Source organism: Nocardia sp. NBC_01499, from assembly GCF_045040275.1.
GTDB lineage: Bacteria > Actinomycetota > Actinomycetes > Mycobacteriales > Mycobacteriaceae > Nocardia.
Map to the genome: position 1 here is coordinate 540,842 of NZ_CP109426.1, position 12,357 is coordinate 553,198.

Annotated in this window: 11 protein-coding genes; 7 read left to right on the plus strand and 4 right to left on the minus strand. The window is 65.2% G+C overall.

The features are described from left to right. Positions 1-519 precede the first annotated feature (519 nt). Entirely contained in the window at positions 520-1,296 is a 777-nt protein-coding gene (locus OG203_RS02500) for a DUF6585 family protein (RefSeq protein WP_405164013.1), read from the minus strand. A gap of 1,205 nt (positions 1,297-2,501) precedes the next feature. Continuing rightward, complete coding sequence (locus OG203_RS02505) at positions 2,502-4,523, minus strand: heavy metal translocating P-type ATPase (protein WP_405164014.1); 2,022 nt, start codon at positions 4,521-4,523, stop codon at positions 2,502-2,504. A 118-nt stretch (positions 4,524-4,641) separates the two neighbouring features. Here OG203_RS02505 and OG203_RS02510 point away from each other — a divergent pair, with 118 nt between their 5' ends. The 7 genes from OG203_RS02510 to OG203_RS02540 all read left to right on the plus strand — a co-directional run bounded on the left by OG203_RS02510 (position 4,642) and on the right by OG203_RS02540 (position 11,058). Further along, complete coding sequence (locus OG203_RS02510) at positions 4,642-5,868, plus strand: AI-2E family transporter (RefSeq protein ID WP_405164015.1); 1,227 nt, start codon at positions 4,642-4,644, stop codon at positions 5,866-5,868. A 107-nt stretch (positions 5,869-5,975) separates the two neighbouring features. After that, a complete protein-coding gene (locus OG203_RS02515) occupies positions 5,976-6,689 on the plus strand; it encodes an endonuclease/exonuclease/phosphatase family protein (RefSeq protein WP_405164016.1) in 714 nt (237 codons plus the stop codon). A gap of 1,366 nt (positions 6,690-8,055) precedes the next feature. Continuing rightward, complete coding sequence (locus OG203_RS02520) at positions 8,056-8,715, plus strand: hypothetical protein (protein WP_405164017.1); 660 nt, start codon at positions 8,056-8,058, stop codon at positions 8,713-8,715. Positions 8,716-8,828: 113 nt separating this feature from the next. Then, entirely contained in the window at positions 8,829-9,671 is an 843-nt protein-coding gene (locus OG203_RS02525) for an alpha/beta fold hydrolase (protein WP_405164018.1), read from the plus strand. Between the two features lie 210 nt (positions 9,672-9,881). Next, positions 9,882-10,592 (plus strand): hypothetical protein, encoded by a 711-nt coding sequence (locus OG203_RS02530; RefSeq protein ID WP_405164019.1) that lies wholly within the window; start codon positions 9,882-9,884, stop codon positions 10,590-10,592. Between the two features lie 74 nt (positions 10,593-10,666). After that, positions 10,667-10,825 (plus strand): hypothetical protein, encoded by a 159-nt coding sequence (locus tag OG203_RS02535; protein ID WP_405164020.1) that lies wholly within the window; start codon positions 10,667-10,669, stop codon positions 10,823-10,825. Further along, positions 10,801-11,058, plus strand: a complete 258-nt coding sequence (locus OG203_RS02540) for a hypothetical protein (RefSeq protein WP_405164021.1) — start codon at positions 10,801-10,803, stop codon at positions 11,056-11,058. Before OG203_RS02535 ends, OG203_RS02540 begins: the two co-directional genes overlap by 25 nt. 65 nt (positions 11,059-11,123) lie before the next feature. Here the strand turns inward: OG203_RS02540 and OG203_RS02545 are convergent, their stop codons facing one another. Both OG203_RS02545 and OG203_RS02550 read right to left on the minus strand, forming a co-directional pair. Next, a complete protein-coding gene (locus OG203_RS02545) occupies positions 11,124-11,708 on the minus strand; it encodes an HdeD family acid-resistance protein (RefSeq protein WP_405164022.1) in 585 nt (194 codons plus the stop codon). A 103-nt stretch (positions 11,709-11,811) separates the two neighbouring features. After that, on the minus strand, positions 11,812-12,264 hold the full coding sequence (locus OG203_RS02550; protein WP_405164023.1) for a VOC family protein: 453 nt from the start codon (positions 12,262-12,264) through the stop codon (positions 11,812-11,814). Positions 12,265-12,357: the final 93 nt, after the last annotated feature.

The following is a 12,357-nucleotide window of genomic DNA, read 5'->3' on the forward strand; positions in this document are numbered from 1 at the left end:
GCGGCAAAGTTCGAGAAGCCGCCGCCACCAGTTCCCCATGATCTTGAAACCAACCCGCATTCAGCACCCCAACACGGGAATCCACCCCCTCTAGGCGCCCACAACCAGTGCGAATCCCCAAGAAAGGGTGCAGATCCCGGACGCCGAGGACCAGCCCGAGCTCGCGCCGGTACCGACGCAGTGCTGCTGATCGGCGCCTGACTCGCTCCACCGAACCTCGCACGCCGAACTCACAGACCGCGCATACCTTTCACAGGCGGAACGCAACTACAGCCAGATGACCACGCCGCGCACCTGACTGATAAATAAAGCCGGGTACCACCAGCGACGCGACCAGCTGTCGGCTACCAGGAGGAAGGGACCCACTTCAGAACCGGTGGTCCCATGTTCACGGGTTCTGGCGCAAACAATGTGATTACGCAACGGTTCAACATCTGGGCGGATGACACGATTTCATTCAGATCGGTTCTCACCTGATGTTGGTCACGCTGGCCCCAGCACCGTGCGGATCACAGTCGGCTACGCAGGCATGGCGTCTTCGCGTCCGTGCATCTTGCACAGATGAGCGGCCAAGGCGCGGAAGATGAGAAAGTTCGGGATGTCGCGCACCTCGGCGGACGCCATGATCAATAGCTGTCCCACCACAGCCACAACAACTGAGCCATCGCCGATCTTGATCCGCTCGATCTGGTTCCACGGCACAGACTTCCGCGCGGAACCGAACTCCGACAGCGTCATCCAGAAGGGACCGAATTCGACTCGCTGCCCGCTCTGCACCGTAGACCACATCATCGGTGTCTGGGCGTCGGCGACCCCGCTCTGGATTGCCGGCCCCCAGTCCTGCGGGTGCTCGAGGTTTCCACGAAGCTCGACCTGCGCCCCGGCGATATCGGTGATCCGGTAGCGGTATTCGGTGCGCCCGGTGCGTTGGAACGTGGTGATCGACTGCCGCACCGAGGTGTTCGCGTAACGCACCACCCGCAGGCCACCGCGCTGCACCGCCACCAGACCACGCTCGTACAGATCGAGCCGCAGACAACGATCCGCGACAAGGTAGGGCCTGCTCTGCAGAACCACAACGAGCAAGGCCAGCCCGAAGATCGCCGCGCCGATTGCCGAAAACATCGCCCACGGGGCCTTTGTGACCACGCCGACCAGCGTGACCGGTACCAGTACCACTACGGCCAGGATGGCATTTCGCAAGTCGTTCCGATGCGGCGACGGACCGGCCAGATGCACCGAACGATGCTGCCCCAGCTCCGCCTGCGACGCAGCCTGCGCAATCTGCCCCAGCAAATGCGACTCCGTCTGAGCCCCAACGACTTCCGCAGACATAGTTCCCCCTGAATGATTTATCGGCTTTCGGCCGCAACACTATCCGACCAAGTACGGATTATCCCCGCCTGCGCAGGGGAGCGTATGACAGCCAGAGTGTGGCCCGCCAGGGTGATCGGGCATACGGATGCTTCAACGACCACTCCATCACTTCCCAGCGGACATCGCTGATCAGTAGACCACCCAAGCGCGGCAACAACTTTCGGACCAGATCTATCCCGCAGCAACACACGAGCCCTGAACAGCAAGATCGCACTTTTTACGCCAGAACCTGATCACGGGACCACCTGTTGCCACTGATGGGACCACCTGCGCTGGTTGCTTGCCAGTTATCCGACCACTCGCCCAGAATCGCGTACTCAGAGAAACCCGGGTCTGCACTCCGCGAGTTGATGACCCTTCGTGCGATACCCGGGTAGTGCTGGGCACGTTGAGTGGCGTTCCCGGCCTTCTCTTCCGCAGCCTGGTGATGGGACGTGCGAGTTTTCGACGGAGGGACTGGCTGTGGTGCTGTTCTCGAGCGCTTTCAATGTCGCAGCCACCATGTCCTACTTAACGCAGGAGCCACCGGGACCACTTATCCGAGCCCGGTTCCGCACGGCAAACAGCGACTTCATCCGGAAGCAGGCTGGCCGTGGCCGGTCCCCTCGCCACAGCAGCCGAGACGAAACGGGACATGATGGCGGCATCGAACGGTGTGTCGCCGCCACCATGTCCCACTCGACGCAGGAGCAACCCGGGCGACTCATCCGAGCCAGGTTCCGTCCAGTAAACAGCGACTTCATCCGGGTAGCAGCCTGGCCGTGCTCGACGCCACCATCTCTTGTGAGACGAAACGGGACATGGTGGCGGCATCGGACGGCGTGTCGCCGCCACCATGTCCCGCTCGATACCCAGATCGCGCCCGCCGGTCCGGGGAGCGGACGTTGGTCGTAGTTCGGCGTAGCCAGTCCCACTCGGCGACCAGATCGCCTGTCCTACATCGCAGAACAGCCACTCGCGCGAGCTCATTAACATTTCGGCGTGCAGGCAAGTCCCGCTCGACAGCCGCTCTTACGGAAGCGAGGGCATCGGCAGCGGAAGCGAGAGCTTCGCATCGGCAGCAAGAGCTTCGCATCGGCAGCGAGGACTTCGCATCGGAGCGGTTCCGTTAGTCGGAACGGCTTTCAGTCGGTGGCGGGCCTGGGCTCGTGGTCGATTCCTTCGTGCTCGGCGCCACGGCAAAAACGCAAGAGGCGTAAGGCGTTTGCTACGACAAGAAGGGTGGATCCTTCGTGGATGAAGACGGCTGGGCCGATGGGGAGGCCGAGGAGTGTGGCGGGGACCAGGGCGGCGACTATCAGGAGGGAGAAGGTGAGGTTTTGGCGGATGATGCGGGCGGTGCGGCGGCTGAGGGCTACGGCGAAAGGTAGGCGGCCTATGTCGTCGACCATCAGGGCGATGTCGGCGGTTTCCAGGGCGACGGCGGAACCGCTTGCGCCCATGGCGATGCCGACGGAGGCGTTGACCATGGCGGGGGCGTCGTTGACGCCGTCGCCGACCATGGCGGTGCCGTTGCGGCCGCCGAGTTTGCCGATCATGGTGACCTTGTCCTCGGGGAGCAGGCCGCCGTGCGCGGCGTCGAGGCCCATGTCGGCGGCGACGGCGTCGGCGACGCGCTGGTTGTCCCCGGAGATGAGGACGATGTCGTCGATGCCGAGTGCGCGCAGTTGGGCGACAACCGGGGCCGCCTCGGCGCGCGGGATGTCCATGACGCCGACAACACCCAGGTACACACCCGCGTGCCGGACGATCATGGTGGTGCGGCCGCGCTCGTGTAGCTCGTCGACGATCCGGACGATCTCGCTGGGCAAACCCTCGGGATCGAGTTCGAAGAACATGGTGCGGTTGCCGACCTCGGTGGCGCGGCCGTCGACCAGAGCGGTGACGCCGCGACCGGTCACCGAATTCACTGAAGTCGCAGTCCGTTCGGCGGCCGCGGGCACCAGTTGCGCGAGGTCGCGGGTGATCGCACTGGCCAAGGGATGGTCGCTGTAGGACTCGACCGCGAACAGCGTCGCGATCATCTCATCGCGTAGTTCCGGACGGACCGGGACGATATCGGTAACCTTCGGCTGCCCCCAGGTAAGCGTGCCAGTCTTGTCGAACGCCATCGACCGCACACGACCGAGGGTCTCCAGCGGCCCACCACCCTTGGCGAGCACACCGGCCTGCGCGGCCCGCGCGATCCCGGCCAGCACCGCACTCGGAGTGGCGATCGCCAGCGCACACGGGCTGGCGGCTACCAGGACGACCATCGCGCGATAGAAGCTGTCGGCGAACGGTTCCGACCCGGCGATCACACCGAAGCCGAGTACGCCGAGCACTCCTGCGAGCACGACAGGCACGTAGAACAGCTGGAACCGATCGATGAACCGCTGCGTGGGCGACTTCTGCGTATCGGCCTCACGCACCATCGTGATGACCCTGGCCAGCATGCTGTCCGCGGCGCGACTGGTCACCAGAACGTCCATCGCGCCGGAACCGTTCATCGTGCCAGCGAACACCCGATGCAACTCTGGTACGGCTGTACTACTCGCCAGCGCGGCGGCGGCGTCGGCGATCGGCGCCTTCTCCACCGGAATACTCTCACCGGTCACCGACGACTCGTCGACGCTACTCACACCGTCGACCACCACACCATCCGCGGCCAGCCGCGAATTCGGCAGCACGACAACCACATCCCCGATGGCGAGCGAGTCCACCTCGACCTCGCGCACCGTACCGTCGGGACCACGCACCAGCGCGGTGGCCGGTGCGAGTTCGGCGAGCGCCTCGATCGAGCGCTGCGCGCGCCCCATCGCATACTCCTCGAGCGCGTGCCCGAGGCTGAACAGGAACAGCAGCACCGAACCTTCGGCCCACTTGCCGACCATGGCCGCGCCGACTGCCGCGACCAGCATCAGGAAGTCGACCTCGAATCGCCCGCGGCGCACAGTAGTGATCGCGGTGCGGATGGTGAAGTAGCCGCCGAAGAAGTAGGTGGCCGCGAATAACGCGATCGCCACCCACTCCGGCGCGGACACCAGGTACTTCGCCGTCATGCCTGCGGCGTAAGTGACGCCGGAGGCGATCGCGAAGATCAGTTCCGACCGCTCCCCCAGCAATGCGGCCCCATGCCCGTGCTCGCCTCTACCCTCTGCGCTCATGCCTGACATCATATGCATAGATTGCGATGTTTGCATAGATCATGTTTTATAGATACCGCGCGGGGTAGGCAGCCACCACCCTCCGCCACAGTGGCGAGGCGACAGGAGATCCCGCTCGGTGAACGATTCGACAGACAAGTCCGTGGACGACGGCACGGCCGAAGAGGGCCACAGCCACTGGGTCGGCCAACCCCATCTCGCGGACGAACCCGCAGTCATCTCCGCGGCCGAGGCCGACGCCGCCGCGATCAGCACCTCGAAACATCCACTCGGCAAGCCGGGCAAGCGATTCGATCGCTGGTCCCCGTTCATGATCGGCATGGCCGGCGCCGCGGGCGTCATCGTCACCGTCGGCTTCGCCCGGCTACTCCTCGACGCGCGCGACGCGCTGGTACTGGTGGTCGCCGCGCTTTTCTTGGCGGTCGGCATCGAACCGGTGGTCTCCTGGATGACCAGGCACCGGGTCCGGCGCAGCGTCGCCGTGACGATCGTGTTCGTGTGCGTGCTCGCCGGGTTCGCCGGATTCCTCGCCGCCGCGATCACACCGCTGATCGATCAGGGCAGAGCGCTCATCGACCACGCGCCCGACCAACTGCGGCATCTGGAGCAGACCTACCCGATCGTGCGCAGCACCTCGCAGCGACTCCATCTCGACGACAAGCTGAAAGAGGGCATCGCCAGCGATACCTCGTGGACCAGCGGACTGCTCGGCGCGGGCAAAGTCGTGTTCGGCGCGATCACCAGCACCGTGATCGTCGCGGTACTCACCGCCTACTTCTCGGCGAACTTTCCCAAACTGCGCGCCTACGTGTACCGATTCTTTCCACACGCGAGACGACCGCGCGCCATCCTGATCGGGGATGCCATCTTCGCCAAGGTCGGCGGTTACGTGCTCGGCAATCTGCTGATCTCGCTGATCACCGCGACGCTCACCTTCATCTGGTTGCTCACCTTCGATGTCCCGTTCGCGCTGGTGCTTTCGGTACTCGTCGCAGTGCTGGATCTGATCCCGCTGGTCGGCTCGACACTGGCCGGAGTGATCATCGCGGTGGTCGCGCTGACGGTGTCACTGCCGGTCAGCCTCGCCACCATCGGGTTCTTCGTGTTCCTGCGACTGGTGGAGGACTACCTGCTTGCACCGAAGATCATGGGACGCACGGTTCAAGTTCCCGCTGTGGTGACGGTCGTCGCCGTACTATTGGGTGGCGCGCTGCTCGGCATCATCGGCGCCCTGCTCGCCATTCCGGTTGCCGCGGCCGTACTGCTGTTGATCAGAGAGATCCTGTTCCCACGCCTCGATCGTATTACCGACGAAAGCAGCGGTGCCGCATCGACTTCGACCTGATCGACGGCCAACCGATCACCCGGCCCACCGATGCGCGCCAGGCATCAGTGGGGCAGATACCGCTCCGGCAGACGGCGTTCGAACGCGGTCCCCTAGCATCGCGATCTGTGATCACCGTTGCCACGTGGAACGTTCTGCACCGCATCCACGCCGAGAATTGGTACGAGGACGTCTCCAGCCGGTGGCCGGACGAGGCGGCTCGCATCGACGCGGTCACCGCGCGGGTGGCGGCACGGACCGAGCGGGTCATCGCGCTGCAGGAGGTCAGCGGTGACCAATTGTTCAGCCTGCGCGCCGCGTTGCCCGACCGGACGGTCCATGCCATGCAGTATCAGCGCGTGCCGACCGCGCGCAGGCACGCCAGCGCGCTACGGGATCCGAGTGAGCATCTGGTGCTCATCATCGAGGGACCGAGCCGGGAGATCGTCGCCGAGTCCTTCGCCGACGATCCAGGCAAAGGTGCGCTGGCCGTCAGTACGGGTGGCGCGGTGGTCATCGCCACGCATGTGACCGGGGACCGGCGGCGCGCCAAACAGCTCGCACGGTTAGCCGAAGTGGCTTGTGCCACACCGGAATACGCGGCGGTGCTGCTCGGCGATTTCAACATCGACAGGGAAACCGTCGCGTCGAGTCTCGGTGAGGGGTTCACCGTCGCCGAACCGTCCCCCGACGCGCTGCCGACCCGTCCGCGTACCTCAGGTGCGAAGTCGCAGTTCATCGATCACGTGGTCGTGCGCGATGCGACGGTACGTGAGGTGATCGTCGAGGACGCGGACGGCCTGTCCGACCACAACCTCGTCCGCGCGACTATCGCCTTGTGACTTCGTAGTCGCAGGTCAGCAGATCTGGTGTGGTGCGCCGACCCCGTGATTTTGGTGTCTGCTCGTCATCGGCTCAGACGATTAGGGTTGAGCGGGGGTGCCGAATTGGCACGCGGAGACCGCGGCACGAGGGGGCCATGATGAAACGACGCTCGACGCCGCATGTCTGCGGCTCACCCGAATTCAGTATCGGATGAGCCCGATCGAAACCATCTTTGCCGACAGCGGACTCACCGCGCGCAACCTAGCGCCGCAGTCGTGCGATCAGAGCAGAATCACCTGCACCGCCCACGAATTCGACGCACACAACCTACCCCTGCGACCATGTCATCCCCGCGCCGACGGCGGACTCAACACGCCCAGCCTCGCGCTGCGTCCGTGCAATCAGAGCAGAATCACCTGCACCGCCCGCGAATTCGACGCATCCAACCTGCCCCTGCGGCCGTGCGATCGCTGCGCCGATGTCAGGTTTGGCGTGTGCGGACGAGCGCCCCGGGCTTCTCACGAGAACGAAATCACTGCCCCCTACTGTGCCCACAACCTAGCGCCATGTCCGGCTGCTCAGGACGAAACCGCCCGCCCCAACAGCGGATTCGACTCGCACAAACTGACGCTGCGGCCGCTTGATCAGACTGGAATCACCCCTACCGACAACAAGCTCGACTCGAACAACCGCGCGTTGCGGCCGCATGGTGCCCGCCGCAACAGGTTCGGTGCGCGCAACCACGCACGATGGCCGTCCGATCAGGCCGAAATCGTCGCCCCCGACAGCGGACTCAACGCGCGCGACCTGGCGCCGAGACCGCGCGATCAGACCGGACTCACGTGCACCGCACCTGAGTTCGACGCACACAGCCTGCCCCTGCGGCCCTGCGATCCCTACGCCGACGGCAGGTTTGGCGTGTGCGGACGAGCACCACGGGCCTCTGACAAGAACGCAATCACTCTCCATTACGGCGGGTTCGACGCCCACAACCTAGCGCCACGTCCGGCCGCTCAGGACGAAACTACCTGCGCCAACAGCAGATTCGACGCACACAGCCTGCTTCTGCGACGGTGTGATCCCTGCGCCGACGGCAGGCTCAACGCGCGCGGCCTCACGCTGCGGCCGTCCTATCAGACCGAAATCACGTGCACCGCACCCGAGTTCGATGCTCGCGACCTGACGCAGCAGCAGTGTGATGCGGACAAGCCGATGACCCAGCTCATACGTCGCCCGCCCGTTTCAACGCGACCAACCGCGAGATCCGGCTTCGGCGGCCGATAGCGCACCAACACTTCGTCGCGGCCCGAACAGTAATGGCCGCAGAGTTATTCGCGATCTACCCGTCTTCGGATCGACCAGGGCGGGGTATCAGGAGGAGTTATGTTCCGCACGAGATTCGTGCACGTCACTGTTGCGGCGGTCTTATTAGTGCTCGCGGCGATGTTTCTTGCGCTTACCGGATGTTCGTCCGGCGGCACCGATCAACCGGCTGCCACACGGACACCGCTCGCGAGTGCCACGACGACGCCTAAGCCGACCAGCACGCAACCCACACCCGGTCAAGCCGCACCGGCCCCCGGACAAGGCGTCCCCGGACAAGGCGTCCCCGGACAAGGCGCCCCGGGACAAGGTGCCTCCGGGCCTGCGGCGGCCGCACCGGAACCCCCGGCACCCGACGCACCCCAACCCCCAGCCGACGACTACGTCAAGTGCACCGACCGCATCAACTACGCGGGCGACCCACGCGCGAACGCCGAAATCAACAGCATCGGCGAACAAACCGGCGTCTGCCCCGAACCGCAAAGACCACCCGCCTACGTCAAGTGCACCGACCGCATCAACTACGCGGGCGACCCACGCGCCAATGCCGAAATCAACAGCATCGGCGAACAAACCGGCGTCTGCCCCGAACCCCAGAAACCGAAGACCACACCGCCTGTCATCATCTCGAGCACACCGCCCGTGACGACATCGAACGCCCCGGCTCCCACCACGCTGCCGCCTCCGACAACGCCGGCGGCCGCCACTCCCGCGTCGTGATCAACTCCGACGGGTCACCCGGAGTCCGTCCGCCACCGCAACATTCGCAGCCAGCGCAGGCTGTTGACGCGATTTCGCTGCCGTCGAAGTCCGGCCCGACCGAGAATGCTCATATGGTCGAGATCAACCGCGGGGTCGCCACCGTCAACGGCATTCACATGCACTATCGCCGGGCGGGGTCGGGTCCGGCGCTGGTGCTGTTGCACGGCTGGCCACAGACCGGCTACTGCTGGCGTAAGGTCCTGCCGGCGCTGGCCGAGCAGCACACCGTGATCGCCCCCGACCTGCGCGGTTACGGGTACACCGACAAACCGACCACCGGCTACGACAAGCGTGGCATGGCCGCCGATGTGGCCGCGCTGATCGAATCGCTGGGTTTCACCTCGGCGGCGGTCGTCGGGCATGACCGCGGCGCGCGGGTGGCGCATCGGTGGGCGCTGGATCGCCCGGACCAGGTCCGCAAACTCGCCGTGCTCGACATCATTCCCACCAGGGAGACCTGGCGCCGAATGGACGCCGCGCTCGGCCGCCGCTACTTCCACTGGCTGTTCCACCTGCAACCGGATCTGCCGGAACGCCTTGTCGGCCATGACATTCCCGGCTACCTGCGCTACTTCTTCGAGACCTGGACAGTCAACCGGCACGGCCTACCCGGCGAAGCGATCGACGAATACATCCGCGCCTTCAGCACACCCGGCGCATTGCGCGCGGGCTTCGACGACTACCGCGCCGCCGACCTCGACACCGAACACGACAACACCGACGCGGGTCACCTCCTCACCATGCCCGTGCTGGTGCTGTGGGGCGCGTCCAGCTTCCTCGAAGAGATTCCCGCACTGGATGTTTGGCGCGACTACGCCGAAGACGTACGCGGCGCCGCCATCCCCGACTGCGGACACTTCATCGCCGAAGAACGCCCCGAAGCCTTACTGACCCACCTCACCGAATTCCTCTGATCCATCGAGCGGGACATGGTGGCGGCATTTCCCGGCGCGTCGCCGCCACCATGTCCCGTTCGACGGTCTCTCCAGCGGGATGGCGGTTGCGCTTCGCCCAAGATCTGGTTACGGAACGGGTATCGGGGGGCGTTGAGACCGGTCGGTCTGAAATAATGTGCGTGGACGAATGATCGTGACCTGATACATCCATTGGATGAAGGGTGCGACATGGTTGCTCTGGGACGGTTTGGGATTCGAATGGCGCTCGGTGCGGTGGTGCTGACGTTCGCCGCTGTTGGGATACCGGGGGTTGCGACGGGCGAGGCGGTGGCATCGCTCGGCGGTGGTTCGGGGATTCTGCTCGGGCGCGGGGTGTGCACGTTGACCACGATCGGATATGACCGCGCGGACCGGCTGGTCGGGCTCACCGCCGGACACTGCACGGAAATCGGCATGTCGGTGCGGGCGGAGCGGACGCCGGACGCGGGGGTCGTCGGCACCGTCGCGGCGGTCGATCATTACAACGATTACGCGGTGCTCGAGTTCGATCGCGCCAAGGTCGAGCCGGTCCGTCAGGTGGCCGCGACGCTGATCGGCGGCATCGGGACCCCACCGCGGCAGGGCGATGTGGTGTGCAAGAACGGGCGGACGACCGGATACAACTGCGGCGTCGTATGGGACACGCATCGGTGGTGGTTCCAGAACCAATCCTGTTCCCAGCCAGGCGATTCCGGCGGACCGGTGACCATCGGCGACCGGCTGGTCGGGATGAACGTCGGGCATATCGGCGTGCAACTGGTCGGCGTCACCGTATTCGACATGGTCTGCAAACCCTCGTTCGCGCCGCTGCACGATCCGGCCGTGGCGACCCAGATCGGCATGGTGCTCGACGATATCGATCGAGGCGGCGGCGTCGGGTCGGGATTCCGGCCGCTCTGAACGCGTGCGACGATGAGCCGAAAAGCGGGGCGCCGCTGGGGCATTCCCGTCCGACGACACCACAGAAGCTCAACGTGGAGCCGACCCCAGGACACTCGTTCGCCCGTTTCGTCGCCCTAGGCGACAGCCAGACCGAAGGCATCGGTGATCCCGACGGCAACGGCGGATACGGCGGCTGGGCCGATCGCTTCGCCACCCAGCCCGCCGCGTGGACGAGGATCGCCTGCACCTGAGCCCGGTCGGCCACGACATCGTCGCCGCACTCGCCGCCGCACTCGCGGTCCCCGGCGCCGACGACACCTGGCGTGAACCGTCACCACCTGTCCACCCGTCCCGCACCGAGACGGTCGCGACGGAGTTCCGCTGGACCATCCACTACCTGGCACCGTGGATCGGGCGCCGCCCGCGCGGGATATCCGACCGGGAACCCAAACGCCCGGAGTTGCTGCCTGCACGATGTGCGTGAAGGTCCCGGACACACGGCGGCCGCCGCGCCGAATCGACGCGGCGGCCGCGGGCCGAGTGAATCCGTCAGATACCAGCTCCGTGGATCGCCTTGGCGTCCTTGCGAATTCCGAACGCCACGATGACCTCCATGATGCCGAGCACGACCAGCCAGATGCCGACCACGATCGCCAGTGTCGCCACCGACGTCAACGGCCAGGCGATCAGCACGATGCCCGCGATCACGGTGATCACGCCGAAGAAGATGGCCAACCCGCGGCCGGGCACGGCAGGCTCGGACAGCGCGATGACCACCGCGGCCACACCACGGAACAACCAGCCGATCCCGATCCAAATGGCAAGCAACAGAATCGAAGTCAACTCGTCACGGAAGCAGAAGACACCGATGGCGATGGACAGCACGCCGCTGATGAAGGCGAGCACCCGCATCCCGGTGCTCGCCGGTGCGCCGAACGCGGCCATCAACTGCAGAAAACCGCTGACCACCAGGTAGATACCGAACAGGACGCCCGCCGCCAAGAGTGTCACGCCTGGCCAGGCGAGAATGATCACACCGAGGATCACCGAGAGTAAGCCGGTGACCAGAACGGTTTGCCACGCACTGCGGGCAAGAGACTGCAAAGGACCCTCGAGCACGCTGTTTGTCGTCATAATCCGATGCTATGCCCTGTCAGCGAGGTTTCCTGGATATTAGCTCAAGCGAGTCCAGTGGGCTTGCCCATCGAATTTCCGCCGGTCGGGCAGGTGCGGCAGGCTAACCGACCGTTCCGTCGGCGGTCGACGCGCCCGAGTTCGCCGCCGCGGGGGCCACGACATTGACCATCCACGTGACGCCGTACCGGTCCTGGCACAGGCCGAACTCGTCGCCCCACATCTGCTTTTCCAGCGGCACCGACACCGTGCCGGCCTCCGACAACCGGTCCCAGTAACCATGCAGCTCCGCGGCGTCCTCGCCACTGAGACTGATCGAAATGCTGCTTCCCGGTTTGTATTCCATGCCGGGCGGGGTGTCCGCGGCCATCAACGTGAAGCCGCTGGGAGTCTCCAGGATGCCGTGCATGACCAGGTCCGCGCCGGGGGCCTCCTGATCACTGAATTCGCTGAAAGTGCTGATGGTCAGGGTGCCGCCGAACACGTCGCGGTAGAACTCCAGAGCTGCGCGGGCCGTGTCGCCGAAACTGAGGTACGGGTTGAGCCGGGAGGTCATGACACGAGGTTAGTGCGCTAACGCACACGGGGCGATCGCTAGCGGGGTTTATCGCCGGTTTGGCTCGGGTAGTCATCCCTAAGTGACTCTCGT